The 17,639-nt window shown below is 70.6% G+C and carries 16 protein-coding genes and 1 pseudogene; 7 read left to right on the forward strand and 10 right to left on the reverse strand.

Annotated features, from left to right (window positions below):
• On the forward strand, positions 1-415 hold a 415-nt coding region (locus D588_RS0118895), incomplete at its 5' end, for a YgjP-like metallopeptidase domain-containing protein (RefSeq protein ID WP_017917085.1).
• A gap of 729 nt (positions 416-1,144) precedes the next feature.
• Here the strand turns inward: D588_RS0118895 and D588_RS0118900 are convergent.
• From D588_RS0118900 to hemH, 3 genes are all read right to left on the reverse strand, one after another.
• Positions 1,145-3,340: a methyl-accepting chemotaxis protein gene (locus D588_RS0118900; RefSeq protein ID WP_017907955.1), complete on the reverse strand. Its 2,196-nt coding sequence runs from the start codon at positions 3,338-3,340 to the stop codon at positions 1,145-1,147.
• 227 nt (positions 3,341-3,567) lie between these two features.
• Positions 3,568-4,410, reverse strand: a complete 843-nt coding sequence (locus tag D588_RS0118905; RefSeq protein WP_026143881.1) for an alpha/beta hydrolase — start codon at positions 4,408-4,410, stop codon at positions 3,568-3,570.
• Positions 4,407-5,366, reverse strand: a complete 960-nt coding sequence (gene hemH, locus D588_RS0118910) for a ferrochelatase (RefSeq protein WP_017917087.1) — start codon at positions 5,364-5,366, stop codon at positions 4,407-4,409. The genes D588_RS0118905 and hemH overlap by 4 nt, the downstream gene beginning before the upstream one ends.
• A gap of 167 nt (positions 5,367-5,533) precedes the next feature.
• Here hemH and D588_RS0118915 point away from each other — a divergent pair, with 167 nt between their 5' ends.
• The 4 genes from D588_RS0118915 to tatC all read left to right on the forward strand — a co-directional run bounded on the left by D588_RS0118915 (position 5,534) and on the right by tatC (position 8,078).
• Positions 5,534-6,430 carry a YSC84-related protein gene (locus D588_RS0118915; protein WP_017917088.1) on the forward strand — a complete coding sequence of 299 codons (897 nt, stop codon included), beginning with the start codon at positions 5,534-5,536 and terminating at the stop codon, positions 6,428-6,430.
• Positions 6,431-6,555: 125 nt separating this feature from the next.
• Positions 6,556-6,786 (forward strand): Sec-independent protein translocase subunit TatA, encoded by a 231-nt coding sequence (tatA, locus tag D588_RS0118920; RefSeq protein ID WP_017907959.1) that lies wholly within the window; start codon positions 6,556-6,558, stop codon positions 6,784-6,786.
• 15 nt (positions 6,787-6,801) lie between these two features.
• On the forward strand, positions 6,802-7,341 hold the full coding sequence (gene tatB / locus D588_RS0118925; protein WP_017917089.1) for a Sec-independent protein translocase protein TatB: 540 nt from the start codon (positions 6,802-6,804) through the stop codon (positions 7,339-7,341).
• A complete protein-coding gene (tatC, locus tag D588_RS0118930) occupies positions 7,338-8,078 on the forward strand; it encodes a twin-arginine translocase subunit TatC (RefSeq protein WP_017907961.1) in 741 nt (246 codons plus the stop codon). Before tatB ends, tatC begins: the two co-directional genes overlap by 4 nt.
• A 137-nt stretch (positions 8,079-8,215) precedes the next feature.
• On the opposite strand, the gene D588_RS0118935 is transcribed toward tatC, so the two are convergent.
• The 6 genes from D588_RS0118935 to D588_RS0118960 all read right to left on the reverse strand — a co-directional run bounded on the left by D588_RS0118935 (position 8,216) and on the right by D588_RS0118960 (position 16,136).
• Complete coding sequence (locus tag D588_RS0118935) at positions 8,216-9,118, reverse strand: BPSS1780 family membrane protein (protein WP_017917090.1); 903 nt, start codon at positions 9,116-9,118, stop codon at positions 8,216-8,218.
• Positions 9,119-9,166: 48 nt separating this feature from the next.
• The gene (locus tag D588_RS0118940) at positions 9,167-9,937 is read right to left on the reverse strand and encodes a glutamine amidotransferase (RefSeq protein ID WP_081613595.1); all 771 of its coding nucleotides are present in this window, start codon (positions 9,935-9,937) and stop codon (positions 9,167-9,169) included.
• Positions 9,938-10,062: 125 nt separating this feature from the next.
• Positions 10,063-12,762: a bpX6 domain-containing protein gene (locus D588_RS0118945; protein WP_017917092.1), complete on the reverse strand. Its 2,700-nt coding sequence runs from the start codon at positions 12,760-12,762 to the stop codon at positions 10,063-10,065.
• Positions 12,755-14,608, reverse strand: a complete 1,854-nt coding sequence (locus tag D588_RS0118950; protein WP_017917093.1) for a hypothetical protein — start codon at positions 14,606-14,608, stop codon at positions 12,755-12,757. The genes D588_RS0118945 and D588_RS0118950 overlap by 8 nt, the downstream gene beginning before the upstream one ends.
• Positions 14,605-15,018 (reverse strand): hypothetical protein, encoded by a 414-nt coding sequence (locus tag D588_RS0118955; protein ID WP_017917094.1) that lies wholly within the window; start codon positions 15,016-15,018, stop codon positions 14,605-14,607. The genes D588_RS0118950 and D588_RS0118955 overlap by 4 nt, the downstream gene beginning before the upstream one ends.
• Complete coding sequence (locus D588_RS0118960) at positions 15,015-16,136, reverse strand: AAA family ATPase (protein WP_026143883.1); 1,122 nt, start codon at positions 16,134-16,136, stop codon at positions 15,015-15,017. Before D588_RS0118960 ends, D588_RS0118955 begins: the two co-directional genes overlap by 4 nt.
• A 94-nt stretch (positions 16,137-16,230) precedes the next feature.
• On the opposite strand from D588_RS0118960, the gene D588_RS28720 reads away from it, so the two are divergent.
• Positions 16,231-16,362 (forward strand): hypothetical protein, encoded by a 132-nt coding sequence (locus D588_RS28720; RefSeq protein WP_255325471.1) that lies wholly within the window; start codon positions 16,231-16,233, stop codon positions 16,360-16,362.
• A gap of 107 nt (positions 16,363-16,469) precedes the next feature.
• On the forward strand, positions 16,470-17,279 hold the full coding sequence (locus tag D588_RS0118965) for a substrate-binding domain-containing protein (RefSeq protein ID WP_017917096.1): 810 nt from the start codon (positions 16,470-16,472) through the stop codon (positions 17,277-17,279).
• A 121-nt stretch (positions 17,280-17,400) separates the two neighbouring features.
• Here the strand turns inward: D588_RS0118965 and D588_RS0118970 are convergent.
• A pseudogene (locus D588_RS0118970) lies at positions 17,401-17,639 on the reverse strand (IS110 family transposase); the annotation flags it as partial.

Here is a 17,639-nt window from a genome sequence, read left to right on the forward strand (position 1 = left end):
CCACCTGCACCTGCCGCCACGCGGCGGCGACGCGGCGCTGCGCCGCGCGCTGCGCGATTTCTACGAAGCCCAGGCCCGCGCCGACGTCGGCCGCTGGCTGCCGCAGTACCTGCCGTCGCTGCCGCGCGCCCCGCGTGCGGTGCGCTACAAGGTCATGTCCTCGCAGTGGGGCTCGCTGGCGCCCGACGGCAGCATGGCGCTGGACCTGGCGCTGGTGCTGGGACGCCCCTCGGCGTTCGAGTACGTGCTGGTGCACGAGCTCTGCCACCTGATCCAGGCCAATCATTCGCCGGCGTTCTGGCACGAAGTGGAAGCGCGCTTCCCCGACTGGCGCGCCGAGCGCACCTGGTTCCACCAGCACGGTCGCCAGCTCAAGGCCCATCTGCGCTGGCTGCTGCAGCCGGATCGCGACTGAAGGGTCCATCCACGAACGGTGGGAAACACTCCGTAGAAACAGCTTCCGCCGCGATGCGCGTTCTCGGCAAAGCGCATCGCGGCGGAAGCCGCTCCTGAAGGACAGGCTGCATCAGACAGATCGGCTTGGGCGAGAGCGCGTTCGTCGAAGCGCTCGAAGACGCTGCGGCGGGTGCGCCCGGACCGCGGCTGAACACCGAACATCGTGGCGCGATCGACGGCTGCGGCGAGGCTGCGGTCGAGCGGCGAATCGGGCACGCATGCTGCGCTGCGGCACGACATGGCGCAAACAGGGGTGCGAACAAGGGGGAATGAGCGGGCGGGTGGGCGCGCCGATGCGGTCGCATCGCGGTGTGTTGGCCCAGCGCTGCGGAAGCAGAACTCCATGCAGCGCCCGGCAGGCCCCCTCTCCTCCCGCCTACCGCGAATCAGGCGCGACCTCCGGCGCCAGCGAGGCGGTACGGTCCGTGCGGCACTACGCCGGCATGTCAGGACGCCGGGATCGAGCCGCGTACACAGGACGTATCGCGTCTACGCCTGTTGACGGCAGGCGTGGGCGCAACTTAAGCGAAAATTTTTCTACACACAAGCTTCACGATGGGTGTGTAGGGAACACACCTACAGGCCTGTCCGCATGCCCCCGACGTGGGTGCGTTCGGCGTGGCGATGGACGCCGTCGCGGTCGTCAACCGCACTGCCCGCGGCGCCCCGCCCTGCGAACGCTTCCGCATCAGGCGCTGCGCGCATAGTCGAAGCCGGCTGGCGCAGGCTGGATCGCCAGCACCGGCAACGCCTGCTCCGGCAGCGGGACCGACGGTGCCGCATCGGCCAGCCGGAACACCGCCACCGCCTCGCTCAGACTGCCGGCCTGCTGCTCCAAGGCGCGCGATGCGGCCGTGGCCTGCTCCACCAACGCCAGGTTCTGCTGGGTGCTGCGGTCCATCTGCGCCATCGCCTGTCCGACTTCGTCGATGCCGGCGGCCTGCTCCTGCGAGGCCGCCGCAATGCCCGCCATGAGTGCATTGACCTCGTCCACCGAGGCCAGCACGCGCCCCATGGTGCGGCCGGCGTCGTGCACCTGCGCCGAGGCCACCGCGACCTGGTCCACCGAGGCCTCGATCAGGCGCTTGATCTCCTTGGCCGCATCGGCCGAGCGCTGCGCCAGCGCGCGCACCTCGCTGGCGACCACCGCGAAGCCGCGGCCCTGCTCGCCGGCACGCGCGGCCTCCACCGCGGCATTGAGCGCCAGGATGTTGGTCTGGAAGGCAATGCCGTCGATCACCGCGATGATCTCGCCGATCTTGCGCGAGGCCGCTTCCACGCCCTGCATCGCACCGACCGCCGCATCGATCGAAGCACCGCCCTGGCCGGCCACGGTCGCCGCGGCGTCGGCCAGCTGGTTGGCATGGTGCGCATGGGTGGCGTTCTGGCGCACGGTGTCGGTCAGGCGCGCCGCCGCACGGGCGGTGCGCTCCAGCGTGCCGGCCTGTTCGGCGCTGCGCTGCGACAGGTCCTGGTGGCCGCCGGCGATGGCGCCGGCCTCGGCATCGATCGCTGCGGCCGCGTGCTGGATGCCGGCCACGATCGCCGCGAGCTGGTCGGCACTGGCGTTGGCGTCGTCGCGCATGTCGGCGAACACGCCATGGAAATCGCCGTGCATGCGCACGCCGAGGTCGCCGCTGGCGATGGCGCGCAACAACCCGGACAACTCGCCCAGGTTGCCGTCCACCGTCGCCATCAATTGGTTGAGGCTCTCGAGCATGATGCGGAAATCGTGCTGGTGCGCGCCGAGATCGGCACGCGCGCTGAAGTCGCCGGCCGCGGCGGCCTCGGCCAGATGCCAGATGTCGCGGCTGAGCGTGCCGAGGTTGGCCTTGATCGCATCCATCGCCTCGGAGATCGCGGCCTGCTCGCCGGGCAGGCGCGGCATGTCCTCGCTGAGATCGCCGATGGCGTAGCGCCGCATCAGCGCCACCATCGACTGCGCGGTGCCCACGTGCAGGTCGACCAGCGCATTGGCGTCGCGCAGCAATTGGCCGTAGTCGCCCGGGAAGGCGGCCGCATCGCCGCGGCAGGCGATGGCGCCGTCGGCATGCCGTTGCGCCATCCGCCGCTGCTCGGCCAGCACCGCGCGCAGTTGGGTCTGCATGGTCTGCATGCTGCGCAGCAGCTCGGCGGCCTCGTCGTTGCCCTGTGCCGGCAACACCGCGTCGAGCTGGCCGGCGGCGATCGCCGCGGCCACGCGGGTGCCTTCGCGCAGCGGCCGCACCAGGCTCTGGGTGATGCACCAGCCCAGCCACGCACTGACCGCCAGCAACAGGCCGCCGCCGAGCAGCAGCAACCAGCGCGCGCGGGCCATGGTGGTCACCGCCTGCGCATAGGAGCCGTCGCTGAGCGTGCGCAGGTGCGCGGCGTTGCGCTGGATGGCCTGCTGCCACTGCGCCAGCAGCGGCTGCAAGGTGTACAGGTGCAAGGTCTGCGCATCCAGGTTCTGGTTGTCGGCGGCCATCGCCAGCACCTGCGACTGGAACGGCTGCACCTGCACATAGGCCTTGTCGATCGCCGCGCGCAGCTGCGCGCCGGTGCGGTCGGCCGGGTCCAGGCGCAGCGCGAACAGCTTGCGCCGTGCCTGCGCGTAGTCGCGCTGGGCCTGGCCGATCGCGCGCACCACCGCCTGCTTCTCGTCGGGGTTGGTCAGGATGACGTCGTTGAGCAGGCCGATCTCCAGCCGCGCCTGCGCCGCGACCATGGCGTTGGACAGGCGGATCTTCTCCATCTTGTCCAGGGCGATGTCGTCGAGCTGCTGGCGCGCCAGCGCCATCGACGCGAGGCTGGCCACGATCAGGGCGCCGCAGATCAACAGCAGGGCAGCGAAGGCGAAGGTCAGTCGTGGGCCGACCCGGTAGCGGCGAAGGAGGCGGATCATGGAAGCGCGGCGTCAGGGCGAAAGGTGCGCGCTAAGCTGTACGCCGAAGTTTTCCGAACCGCGACGGCACGGCGACAACATGTCGAACTGTGACGCCGCGAAAGGAACAATTGCGGCGGCCTGCGCAGCACCGGCGCCCACTGCGTCGCAATGTGCGTGCGCGATGCCCGGATGCGATGGTCGCGGCGGCGCAGACGCGCGGCCACGCGGTCAGCGCCGCGTCTGCGTCAGAGGAAGCCGTGCAGCAACGCGGCCACCGCCGCCGGTTGTTCCATGTGCAGATGGTGGGTGCCGGGCAGCGTGAGCACGCGGCCGTCGCGCAGGCACGCCGCGCGCGTCAGGCGCAGCGACTCGGGCAGGATGTCCTGTGCCGGATCGGCGAACACCACCGCGGTCGGGCACTCGATGCCGGCCAGCAGCGCCTGCATCTGCGGCTCGGTCGGGCGGATCGCGGTGGGCAGGGTCAGCCGGCGGTCGCTGCGCCACACGTAGCCGCCGTCCACCGCGCGCACGCCGCGTTCCACCAGCAGCCGCGCGGCCGGCTCGCTGAGCTGGTTGGCCAGCATCCGCGCCCGCACCGGCGCGGCCAGATCGGGAAACACGCGCAACGGCGTGGCGGTGGCACGGCGGGTACTGGCGACGCTGTTGCGCAGCCGTTCCACCGCGCCCGCCTCGCTCTCGGCCAGGCCGCCCAGCATCTCGATCGCCACGAACTTCTCGATGCGTTGCGGCGCCGCGGCGGCCAGCAGGCTGGCGATGGCCGCGCCCATCGAATGGCCGATCAGCACGAAGCGCTCCCAGCCCAGCGCATCGGCCGCGTCCAGCACCGGGTGCAGGGCGCTGGCCAGCAGGTATTCGGCACCATCGGGCAGGTCGCTGCTGTGGCCATGGCCGGGTAGGTCCAGCATCACCAGGTCCAGCTGCGGCAGGTGCCGGCTCAGCGGCACGAAGCTGGCGGCGTTGTCGAGCCAGCCGTGCAAGGCCAGCGCCTTGGGGCCCTGCGGGTCGCCGCTGCGCAGTCCGGCCAGCGCGCCCACCCGCGACGGGCAGGCAAAAGCACGCAAACTCATGCGGCGCGGGCCGCCAGCTGCGCCAGCGCGCGCGCGTGCGCCGGGGCGTCGTTGAGACAGGGGATGTAGCGCACCTGCATGCCGCGTTCGGCGCAGGTCTCGACGAAGCCCATCGCCACTTCTTCCAGGGTTTCCAGGCAGTCGGTGGCGAAGCCGGGACAGAGTACGTCCACCTGCTTGACCCCCTGCCCGGCAAGCTCCCACAGCCGCGGCTCGGCATACGGGCGCAGCCAGCGCTCGGCGCCGAAGCGCGACTGGTAGCCGAGCTCCCACTGCCCGGCCTCCAGGCCCAGCGCAGCGGCGATCGCCTGCGCACTGGCTTCGCAGCGCTGCGGGTAGGGATCGCCGTTGTTGGCCACGCGCTGCGGCAGGCCATGGAAGGAGAAGAACAGGCGCTCGCCGCGGCCATGCTGCGCCCAGTGCGCACGCACGCTGTCGGCCACCGCCGCGACCCAGGCCGGGTCGGTCGGGTAGTCCTCGATCAGGTGCACCGGCAGCTGCGGATGGCGCGCCTGCCAGGCCTGCACCACATCCTCGATCGAGGCGGTGGTGGTGGTCGAATACTGCGGGTACAGCGGCAGCACCACGATCCGGCGCACGCCGGCATCGCGCAGCGCGTCCAGGGCCGGCGCCAGCGCCGGCGCGCCGTAGCGCATCGCCCAGGCCACGCGATGCCCGGGCAGTTCGCGCTGCATGCCTTCGGCCAGGCGCCGGGTATACACCGCCAGCGGCGAGCCGTCGGCCAGCCACACCTGCGCATACTTCTCGGCCGACTTGGGCGAGCGCCGCGGCAGGATCACCCAGTGCAGCAGTGGCCACCAGAACAGCCGCGGGATCGCGACCACGCGCTTGTCGCCAAGGAACTCGGCCAGATAACGGGCGACCGCAGGCGCGGTCGGCGCCTCGGGCGTGCCTAGATTCACCACCAGGATGGCGGTCTCGGGTGCGTCGGACATGCGCGCATTGTGGCAGAGCGCGCGCGTTGCGGCGTGTCGATCCGCTCGATCGCGGCGATCGACGGCGCCTGCATGCGGTGCCGGCACCACTCATTGCCGATTCATTGCCCTGTGACTAAGTTCAAGGACTTGCAGTATCTTGCTGCGGACCTATTTCGGAGCCCGCCATGCCCCTCCTGCCGCGCCTCGCCCTGTTGTTGAGCACCCTGTTGTTCGTCGGCCACGCCGTGGCCGGACCGGAAGAGGACGAGCGCGCCCGCAACGCGCTGCGCGTGCTGACCGACATCCAGAAGATTCCCGAGCAGGCCATCCCCGACAAGCTGCTCGACGAGGGCCGCGCCATCGTGGTGATCCCGGATACGCTCAAGGCCGGCCTGGTGATCGGCGGGCGCCGCGGCCACGGCCTGATGTCGGTCAAGCGCCCCGACGGCACCTGGTCCAACCCGGTGTTCGTCAAGCTCACCGGCGGCAGCATCGGCTTCCAGGTCGGCGTGCAGTCCTCCGACGTGGTGCTGGTGTTCCGCAACGACCGCAGCCTGGACAACATCGTCAACGGCAAGTTCACCCTCGGCGCCGATGCCGGCGTCGCCGCCGGCCCGGTCGGGCGCAACGCCGCTGCCGCCACCGACGGCCAGCTCAAGGCCGAGATCTGGTCGTGGTCGCGCGCGCGCGGCCTGTTCGCCGGCGTCGCCCTGGATGGCGCCGCGCTGCAGATCGACGATGCCGCCGACCTCAACGCCTACGGCAGCAACACCACCCCGCGGATGATCTTCGAGGGCCGCACCACCAACCGGCCATCCAACGACATCGTCGCCTTCCGCGACAAGCTCGAGGAAGCCACCTACGCCGCGCGGCAGAGCCGCGGCACCGACAGCAACGGCAGCCCGGGCGCCGCCCCGGCACCGGCCATGCCGGCGCCGCAAGCCACGCCGGAACCGACCGCCGCGCCCGATGCCGCCGCCAGCACCGTGCCCCTGCAGGGCCAGGCGCAACCGGCGCAGCAGGGCTTCCAGCCGGTGTCCGACGGCGAGATCCGCACCGAGAAGCTCGACGGCGATCGCTGAGCGCCGTTCCCAACGCCACCTGTCCATCCCGTCGTGCAGGCCTGCCTGCACGTCCGGGAAAGGTAACGCGGCGCGGCGCGGTGCGTTATCCTGCGAGTTCCTCACGACTTTTCTGCGAGCGGATCATGGGCAGTTTTAGCATCTGGCACTGGCTGGTCGTGCTGGTGATCGTGCTGGTGGTGTTCGGCACCAAGCGGCTGACGAGCGGCGCCAAGGATCTGGGCAACGCGGTCAAGGAATTCAAGAAAGGCATGCGCGACGACGACAAGCCCGCCGGCCAGCTCGGCGACGAGACGCGCAGCAGCAGCGAGCCGTCCCGCCAGACCCAGGCCGAACGCGACCGCGACGCGCACTGACGGGACCCCGCCGGCGTGTTCGATATCGGATTCAGCGAACTGCTGGTGATCGCGGTGGTGGCCCTGGTGGTGCTCGGTCCCGAGCGCCTGCCCAAGGCGGCGCGCTTCGCCGGATTGTGGGTGCGCCGCGCCCGCGCGCAGTGGGACTCGGTGAAGCAGGAACTGGAACGCGAACTGGAAGCCGAGGAACTCAAGCGCAGCCTGCACGACGTGCAGAGCTCGCTGCGCCAGGCCGAGACCCAGTTTCGCGATGGCAGCGAGGAGCTGCAGCGGCAGACCGAGGCGCTGCGCCGCGAGATCGATCCGAACCCGCCGGTGCCGCCTGCCGACAGCGCGCCGTCGACCGTGCCGCCAGCGACAGCCGCCGCAATCGACGCCCCGACTGCGCACGCTCCCGAGACGACCACGCCCCTGCCCACGCACTCTGGCGCGACGGTGCCCGCCGCTTCCGTGGTGCCGGCCGCCGCGCGCGGTGCGGCCGCACCGCATCCGGCGTCCACCGCCACGGCCCATACCGGCCAGCCGCCCTCCATTGATCCGGAGGCGCCGCGATGAACGTGGAAGCCGAGAGCAGCCTGATCGAACACCTGATCGAACTGCGCGCGCGCCTGATGCGCGCGCTGATCGGCCTGGGCGTGGTGGTGGTGGCGCTGCTGCCCTTCTCCAAGCGCCTGTACTCCTGGCTGGCCGAGCCGATGCTGGCGCAGTTGCCGGTGGGCCAGAGCGTCATTGCCACGCATCCGGCCGGCGCGGTCATCGCGCCGCTGAAGCTGGCGTTCTTCCTGGCCCTGTTCGTGTCTGCCCCCTGGCTGCTGTACCAGGCCTGGGCCTTCGTCGCCCCCGGCCTGTACCAGCGCGAGAAGCGCCTGGCGCTGCCGCTGCTGGCCTCGGCAGTGCTGCTGTTCTACCTCGGCTGCGGCTTCGCCTACTTCCTGGTGCTGCCGGCGGTGTTCCACTTCCTGACCACGTTCAAGCCGGACGTGATCCAGCTCACCCCGGATGCCGGCGCCTACCTGGACTTCGTGCTGGCGATCTTCTTCGCCTTCGGCGCCAGCTTCGAACTGCCGGTGGCGCTGGTGATCCTGGCCCTGCTCGGCTGGGTGACCCCGCAGCAACTGCGCGAGGGCCGCGGCTACGCGGTGGTCGGCATCTTCGTGCTGGCCGCCGTGCTGACCCCGCCGGACGTGGTCTCGCAACTGATGCTGGCGATCCCGATGTGCCTGCTGTACGAGCTAGGCATCATCGCGGCAGCGGCGGTGACCAAGAAGCCGGGAATCGAGGCACGGGAATAGGGAATCGGAACAGCGGTTCGCTGCGCCTCACGCCCCCCCCCCGCCAGATCGCACGTCGCAAAAACGGCCCCTCGGGGCCGTTTTTGCTGTTGCTGTTGCTCTGACGATTCCCGATTCCCGATTCCCCAATCCCGGCTCTACGCCACAAACACGTCGGACGGCGGCGGCGGCGGTACCACCGGCGTGGCGTCTTCGGCATGCACGAACATCTGCTTCCAGGCCGCGTACACGGCACCGGCGAGTACGGGGGTCACCAACGCCGTCGCCAGTAGCTGCGCGATCAGGGCGGCAAGGGTGGCGCCCACCATCATCTGCAGCAGCTTGATCACCACCGCCAACGCGAACGACAGCATGAACATGACGATGAAGGCGAGTACGAAGAACACCAGCAGCGCCGGCAAGTTGTGCAGGCAGGCACGCAGGCCATCACGTATGGCTTCCAGCCCGTTGCGCCGGTCGAACATCACCTGCGGCACGAACACAAACAGGACCAGGCCTACCACCACGAAGCCTAGCGCCACCAGCAGCAGCCACAGCAGGATACGCATGGCCGGCAGCGTCGCCACCAACTGCTCGACCTGCGCCGGATCCGGCTGCGCATTGGACTGGCTGAGTTCGTTGAGCTGGGTCATCACCGTGGTCATCTGCTCAAAGCCGCTCGGAGTGATCACCACCACGGCCAGGACGCTCAGCGTCAGCCCCACCACCGCCTGCGGCAGCAACGCCACCAGAAGATTGGGCAAACGCCGGTCGCGCAAGCCCTGCAACAGGTGCGCCGGCTGCGCGCTACGGCCCTGGTCGACTTCGCGGACCGCCCACACCAGGCCGCCAAACAGCACCGGTCCCGCCATGCCCATCAGCAGTTGCGAGAGCATGCCCAGTGTTGGATGCAGCAAACCGATGAACACGACCAACAGCATCACCAAGCCCCAAGTGGCGCCCAACCGACCCAGCGCCAGCGGCGCACGGCGCAGCAGCGCAACACCGGCCAACAGCCATTCCGCGCCGGCCGAGGCCGGCAGCTTGCGAATCTCGATCATTGCCAATCCGAAGTGGGGGACGCCGTACAGCGGCGGCGACTGCACAGATTATCGCGGTTTTGCCTGGCCGCTGCTGTGCTGCCCGCGTGCGTGCTGAACGAAGCGCCGCAACAGTTTGCGTGCCAGCGGTGCGGCGCTGACCTCGCGGGCGATGGTACGGGCGCAGCGTCCGGCGCTGCGTAGACAGTCGGCACGCGCCTGCACGTAGCCGCGCATGTGGTGGGTGGCGAACTCCGGATGGAACTGCAGGCCCCAGGTCGCCTCGCCCCAGCGGAACGCGTGGCACTGGTCCTGCGCCGAGTGCGCCAGCACCGTGGCGCCGGACGGCGCGCGCAGCACCGTCTGCAGATGCGTGGCATGCGCGGGGAAGCGAGGCGGCAGGCCGGCGAACAGCGGATCCTCGGCGGCGGGCGGGTGCAGTTCGATGTCCACCGTGCCCGATTCGCGCCCGGCCGGGTTGTAGGCGACCTCCCCGCCCAGCGCGTGCGCCAGCAACTGGTGGCCGTAGCAGATGCCCAGCAGCGGCGTGCCGTCCTCGGCGGCTTCGCGCAACCAGGCCGCCGAGCGTTCGCTCCACTCGGCCCGGTCGGTGACGAACGCCGCCGAGCCGGTGACGATCACCCCAGCGAAGTCGCCCCTTGCCGGCAACGCCTCGCCGGCGGCGACGTTGGTCACCACCGTCTCGCGCTCGGCCAGGCCGGCGGCGACTCGGATCCAGTGCGGGAAGCGTCCGTAGCGCCGCATCGTCGCCACCGGTTCACCGGTTTCGAGGATCAGGAAGGGCGCAGCACGGCGACGGACGGGAGAAGCGAACGGCATGGTGGGATTCTAGACGCCGTCGCCGTGGATTGTTCAAGGCCGCGCGGCGGTGGCGGCATAGCCATATAACTGGCGATCATGAGGCGATGTGGGCCTGTCCGGAGACAAGACGCAACGCCGCCGGTTTAGTGCAGCGACAGCGCATGCGCCAGCGCCAGCGACAGGTCGATATCCAGCAGGCGGCCGTCCTCCGTGAACAGCAACAGGTGCCCCGGCTGCTCGCGCGCCTGCAGGGACAACCCGCTCGGTAACGCCAGATCGGCAATGCGATCGCCGTCGGAGAAGCGAACAATGAAGTAACGGCTGGCCTGATCCAGACGAACGCCAGCCAGCATCCCGTGTTCGAGCGCGACGAAGCGCGCATCGACCGTCTCCGATGGCATCGGCGGCAGCACGCACACGCCCCGGGCGTTGCCATTGCGGAATACGAAGGCATTGGCCCCGTCCTCGTTCACCTCCAGACGTGGTTGCTGCATCCCGCCCAGGCGATGTGGCATGACCGGCACATCAGGCTGCAGGACGATGTCATCGCGCCCGCGCAGGCGCCTGTGCGGCAGCATGTACGTCCACTCCTGCAAGGTCTCGGCGGTACGCACCAGGAACACCTCGCAGTCCTCGAAAAAGGCGGCGGCGACGATCGAACCTGGCAGGTCACCGACGTGCCACAGTACCTCCATCAGCCCCTTGCCGACGTCGATGACCAGAATGCGGCCGTCCACCACCACGGTCCAGCCAGTCCCGATGAGGGTAGGCGCGGCGAACTGCAGGGCCAGTGCGCCGAGTTCGATGCTGCTGCGGGTGGTCAGGTCGAGCCGCGCGATCCGCGAGACGCGCTCGCGCGGCGCCAGCGCCAACGCGACCTGCCCGCTGGCCGCGAGCACCAACCGATACGCCGGCACCGCATAGTGCTGAACCACCCGTCCATGGGCATCAAGGACGGCCGCGCCGGCCTCGCCCAGAGCGACCAGATACTGCCGGTCGGGCAGGACTGCGGCGTCGTGGATTCGCTGCACGCCGGCGGCAGGCAGCGCCAGCGCCAGGGGGCTGCGCAGGCGCCAGAAGGGCGTCGGCTGGCCCGCCTGCGCGACGCGCCACGGCGGCATGTCGCTCTTCAGGCAAGGATCGGCCGCCATTTTCAGCAGGCGCTCCAGATCGCTGCGCCCCAGACCGTTGCGGCCGGCGCTGCAATCGGCGGCGACGGCGGGGAGCACGCAGGCGGCCAGACGCCGCAATGCGGCGCTGTTGCCGCCGATCGCCAGCAAGGCATTCGCCAGCGCCGCGCGCGGCTGCGGGTCGGCCGCAGGATCGACCAACGCCTCGATCCTGTCGGCGTACTGCTGCAGCGTGTCCGGCAACAGGCTGGCGCGCTGCACCAGGGCGCGGGCCGACAAGGCAGCGCCGGCCTGTTCTGCGGCCAGCAACCATTGCAACGCGAGATCGCGTGCCTCGCGCAGCGGCCAGACCACCTCGACCGCTTCCAGCCAGTCGCCGCTCTCGACCAGGGCGTGGCCCCATTCCAGCCGCAACTGCGCCGCCAGCGCCGGATGGGCGCCCTGCAACTGGCTGACTGCGTCGGCGAAGGCGCGGTCGCGCCGGGCAACCTGGGTCGCACGGCGGACATCGCCGCCCAGCATCAGCAGCCGGATGATCAGGGCCGGCGGCATCTCCCAACCCATGGCCAACTCGGCCGCCTGCGCGTGGCGCCCATGCTCGACCAGGTAATCCAACGCCTCCTGGCGCGCATTGAGCAGTTCGGCCAGGACGAACACCGCTTCGTCGATCCGGCCCTTGCGGTTCAGCGCGGCGAACGCCTCCCGGTACATGCGCCGCAGGTGCGTGGTCAGATCTTCGCCCAGGTCCAGGCTGGCGCCCTGCCCGATCCGTCCCGAGAGTTGCAGGCTCTCGCGCCGCTCAGGCGTACCGAACGCCTGCCCCAGCGACTGCCCAGTCGCATCCACGGGCAGGGCATTGCGCAAGGCTTCGTCCAGGTCGCCGCGGTCGAACATCGCCATCATCCGGCGCAGGTAGGCACCATGCCGATACCCGATCAGCTTGCCTACTCGGCTGATTGCGGCCAGCCGTGCGAGGGTATCGCGCCAGGCACTGGGCCGCCGCTGCGCGCGCTGGCGTGCGGGAATACCGCCACTGGCCGCCGCCGGCACCCTGATCCCCGACCCCGGCAGCCAGCGCGCCAACAAGGCGACGACGGCGCCGAGCATGCCTTCGCGCACCGCCGCGATGCCGTCGCGCAGCGCATCTGCCGTACGCGCACCGGCCATCGCCCGCAGGAACGCCTCGCCTTCCGCGCTGCGTGGAGGGATGGCCCGACCCAATACACTGCGCACGTCCTTTCCCTGCAACTGCGCCACGTCCAGCACCGGCGACGCGACGTGGCAATTGAAGGGCTCAAGTACCCGGTAGGCGTCCAACGCGATCGCCTCGGACAGGTCCAGCACCTCGCCCTGGGCGAAGCGCAGCCCCACCACGGCGGCGCCGGCGACCAGGCCGATTTCCATGGCCGGCAACGCGGCCCGTTCCTCGTCCGTCAACGGTGCCGAGTACAACGTCCCGTGCAGGCGGCGCATGGGTACCTCGCCCATCGTTTCGCACTGCAGCGGCTGCGCGCGGGCGAAGCACAGCATGTCGCCGGCCGCGAACCGATAGGCCCGGCAACCAGGGTGCCAGGCGGCCAGCATACGTGCCGTTCGCACCGGCGCCGGCAGCACGTCGGCGGGCCACCACAGCGCGTCCAGCGCCTGCCATCCGCGCCACATCGGGTCGCGTACCGCGGCGGCGGCGGACGCGGCCTGCTTCGCCTCAGTCATCACGGTCGTCCCCGCGCTGTCCCTGCGCCTGCAGCAGTACTTTGCCTCCGCCCTCGCCCAGAACACGCAGTTGCCCAGCCAGATCGACCAGAGCAACCCCGCTACCGTCCGGCGCCACCGAGGCGGCGCTGATGTCGTTCGATGCCTGGTACACGATCTCCTGGCCCTGTTCGCCGATCGCGATCACGGTGCGTCGGTCGGGGCGCAGCAGCAACAGCCGGCTGCGCTCTGGACGCTGCGGATCCTGTACCGGACCCAGCAGCTTCGCGCCTGCCGGCAGGCGCAGTTCCAACTCGGAAAAGCCGTCCTGGGGTCCGCCCTGGTACAGGCGGCAGATACCGCCATCGTCGTGCTGACCGGGGTACTCCAGGCACAACGCGCCGCGCCAATGGCCTTCCCGCACCTGTCCGCGGACCAGCAACCGGACCGGACGCGCCGGCACCGCCAACTGGGTCAGCAGTTCGATATTGCCTTCGCGGTGCAGGTAGTTGACACGTAGGCGGTCGTCTTCGCAGCGGGCATACAACAGACGCTGCCCGTCGATCTGCTGCATCGCCAGTACCCGATCGTCCACCTGGACATGCGCGGGCATGTCGCGTCCGGGGCGCGTGCTGGCGTTGGTCCAGGACAGCAGTCGCCCAGCGGCGTCCAGGATCACCACACGCTGCGTCTGCGATTTGCTCGCTCGCAGCCAGGCGCAGTGCAGCCAGGACGCGGCGCCGGGCGCAGCGGCGAACGCATCGGCCGGCGGCCGCGCGACGGGCTGGAACCACGGCATCTTCCAGAAGTACAGCCCGTCGTGCACGGCGGCCACGCCAGCCAGCTCCTTGTTGGCGATCACGCCGCACAGCAACTCGCCGCTGGCCGGCCAGGCGCTGTAGCGCGGCTTGGCCTTCTTGCGCCTGCCCTCCTCGCGGAGCGTGAGCAGCACCGCCTGATGGGTCCCGGCCAGCGGCAGCGCCAGATGCCGGCCATCGATACTGAACAGCGGCGGTTGCCGCAATGACAAGCGGCCGTTCAGGGATTCGGTCGCGACCACGGCCCCGGGCATGGCCAGCGGCGCCGGCGCCAGCAGGAACTCGCCGCGCAGCAGCCGCGAGGCGCGGCCTGCGTCGGGCAGGCCGAGCGTCAGTTGGCGATGCGCCCGTGGCGTCCTGACCGACACCGACAGCCGATCGTCGAAGCCGTGCCGGATTCGGACCTGATGGTCGCCGCGGCCGGGCGCGACGTCGCCGGCGGTCATCCACCAGCACTCGATGGCCGCTTGGCCATGGCCGGCGAGATGGCGCTGCCAGGCGGTGTGCTCGGTCTGCGTCGCCAGCGCGTGAGTCCGCGCCTGCAGCAGCGCGCGCAAGGCCTCCGCGCTCGCCTCCTCATGTACCTCGCCCGGCCGCTGCAGCACGCCCCAGGCGAAGCGCGCGCCGGCCGCTTGCGCGCGCCGCGCCAACAGGATCCACATCGCCACATGCAGCAGGCGCGGCGCGCCGCGTTGCGCCGGGCCAGCGTCGAACAGCGCCAGGACCAGCGCGTCGCTGCGTGGGCGGGCGAGCTTGGGCGCCAGGAACAGGTGTTCGTAGTGCGCGGCGCGGCGCAGGAATTCGTCGGGCAGCAGGTCGGCCACCGCCCATTCGCTCAGGACCAGGCGTTCGTAGGGACCGCGGCGGCGCAGATCGTCGATCCCGTCCGGATCGGCGACACCGCGCTGCATGCGCGCCGCGCCGCGACCGAGCAGCGGATCCAGCCGCAGCAGCCAGTCGCCGACCATCGCCGCGATGTCCGCATCGAACCACGCCAGCCACGCATGCCATGGCTGCAGCGCCGGCGGCAGCGGAAATGCCGCATTCATACGGCCCAGCGCCTGCGGATCTGCTCCAGCACCGCCGCACCGGCCGGCAGCAGCCGCTGCAGCGGCACCAGCACCGACGGCGTGCGCAGCAGCAGCCAGGGCGCCCCCGGATGACGCCGCGCCACGGCCTGGGCTAGCAGATCCAGCGGAATGTCCGGGCACTGCGTCGTCGGCAGCCACAGCGCCGGCGCGGCCGGACGCGGCGCGATGTACTGCCCCTCGTCGATCCACGGCAGCGCCGCCTCCGGACCGGTCACCACCACCAGGTCGGCGGTCGCCGCCACCATCAGCACGTCGGGCTGCGCGCTGCGCGCGACACACGCCAGCAGGCGCTGCGCGCGCTGCCTGCCCACGCCGACCACGCCCTGCGGCGGCGGCGGTGCAGGATCGTCCTGCCACCCCCAGGTCATGCGCTGGCGCCGATCCACTCGATCAGGCGCGCGCGCTCGACGGCCAGCAGTTCCGGCAAGGAGGCAGCGGTGAAGTTGGCATCGATCTCGCGCAACACCGCTTCGGCGCCGGGCGCATCGACCGCACCGGCATCGGCCAGACAACGCTGGGCGGCTTCCAGCAGCCGCGCTACCCGGGACAGCGGCTGCAGTGCCGCCTGTTCCGCGGCGGCACGCAGGGTCGGATTGGCGGCCAGCGCAAGGGTCTCGCGCAGCGCGTCCTGCGCGGCGGCCTGCGATTCCCGCGTCGGCATCACATAGAACAACGGCCACAGGTCCGCTTCGGCCGCGACGCTACGGCCGGCCAGCACCGCCGCGGCCGCCACCAGGCGCTGGGTCTTGACGATGCGGCGGTCGGATAGCGCCAGGCCGGCGGCGCGCAGGGTCCGGATCGCCTGCGCCAGCAGGCAGCGTGCGTCGTCCATCCGCACCTGCCGGACCTGACCGGCAAGAATGTCCAAGTCGGCCAGATCGGCCGCCGGCACTACCGCGCTGCGCTCGACCTGCCAACCGCCGGCCAGCAGCGCTTCCAGTTGGTGGTCCGGCACCGCGTCGACGAACACATGCAGCAGGAAGCGATCGGCGAACGCCGCCAGCGACTCGTCATCCGGCAGCGCATTGGCCGCGCCCACGCAGATGCGCAGCGGGCAGGCCAGATCGGTATGGCCGCGGCGGAAGCGGCGTTCGTTCAACACCCCCAGCAAGGTATTGAGGATGGCCGTGGAGCCCAGAAATACCTCGTCGAGAAACGCGACGTCCGCCTCCGGCAGCATCCCGGCGACGTCGGTTTCGACCACGCCCTCGCGCAACTTGCGCAGATCGACCGGGCCGAACAGTTCCGACGGCTCGGTGAAGCGGCCCAGCAGATACTCGAAGTAGCGACCGCCGAGCGCGGTGGCGACGCGCCGGACCACCGCGCTCTTGGCGGTGCCGGGCGGACCGACGATCAGCAGATGCTCCTCGGCGATCGCCGCCAGCACCATCAGTTCGGCGAGTTGATCGCGCTCGATCAGACCGGTGGTGGCGGAACGGACGGCCTCGCGGACGCGGGCGGCGGCAGATGCGGTGGTGGTGGACATGCAGGCGATCGGCAGGGTGCGCCGTGCGTGGCGGTACACGCCACGGCAAACAGGACGCAGGACGGAGGGTTCGAATGCACTCTAGAACAATCCGATGACGGCGAACACCGCGACCGCCGCACTGCGTGCGATGGCGGCGCGCGTTCCTGGTCCTGGCCCGACGACGACGGGCGGCAATGGCGCGACCGAGGCGGTGCCGCGCATTGCCCTGCGTGGATCGCGCTGACGATCTGGCACGGCACGCGGCCAGGTTCCGATGCACCGGCAGCGGCTTCCCGCCCTCTTCAGCGCCGATCACGCAGGCTATCGCGCTTTCCTCCAGGCAGGTTCGCCATGCGCCGTTCCCTGATTCCCTTGACCCTGGCCGCGCTGCTGCTCGCCTCCACGTCCGCATCGGCTGCGACGGCGCCGGGTGCGGACCGCGCGGCCCCGCCCACGACGCGGGAGGTGCTCAGTTCCGGCGGCATCATGGGCGCGATCCGCGCGGTGGCGCCCGACTACGAACGGGCCACCGGGGTAAAGCTACACATCGAGGCGGCGCCGTCGATGGGCGACACCCCGCAGGCGATCCCCAACCGCCTCGCCCGCCACGAGCCGGCGGACGTGCTGCTGATGGTCGGCGCGGCGCTCGACACGCTGGTGGCCAGCGGCCAGGCGCGGCCCGCCAGCCGCGTGGACCTGGGCGAGTCCTACATCGCCATGGCGGTCAAACAGGGCGCGCCCACGCCGGACATCTCCACGATGGCTGCCTTCCGCAAGACCCTGCTGGACAGCCAGTCGGTGGCCTACTCCGACAGCGCCAGTGGCGTCTACCTGTCGCGCACGCTGTTTCCGCGGATGCGGCTCGGCGCCGGGTTCGCCGCCAAGGCGCGGATGATTCCCGCCGAGCCGGTCGACGCGGTGGTCGCACGCGGCCAGGCGCAGCTCGGTTTCCAACAACTGAGCGAACTCAAGCCGGTCCCCGGCATCACGATCGTTGGCCTGATTCCCAAGCAGGCGCAGCAGATGACGCTGTACTCCGGCGCCGTCGCCAGCACGCAGCCGCAGGCGGCGCAGGCGCTGCTGGACTACCTGGCGTCCCCGGCTGCCGCCAAGGCGATCGCCGACAACGGCCTCACACCGCTCGCCGGAAAGAAGAAATAGCCGCGGTACGGATCGCGGCGCTGCGTCCGGCATCATCGTCCGGCGCGTGGGCGGCGCGCATCATGGCCTGTCGTGTGGCTTGGCGGGACGCGCCGTGGCCATGTAGATACCGTCTTCCCCCCTAGCAGGCAAGGCCCCTTTTCGGATCGAACGCCGTGCCCGATTTGAGAACCCCGTAGGCCAGGTGCAGGAGCTTTCGCATGGCCGCGCACACGATCTGCTTGCCGGCTTTGCCGCGTTCGCTCAGCCGCTGTTTCAGCGTCCGGATGATCGGGTTGTGGGTCATGGCTACCAAGGCCGGCATGAACAGGCCCGCGCGCAGGCGGGGCGAGCCGGTGCGCGAGATGCAGACGTGGCCTT

It is taken from the genome of Xanthomonas sp. SHU 308, assembly GCF_000364645.1.
In the GTDB taxonomy this organism is placed as follows: domain Bacteria; phylum Pseudomonadota; class Gammaproteobacteria; order Xanthomonadales; family Xanthomonadaceae; genus Xanthomonas_A; species Xanthomonas_A sontii.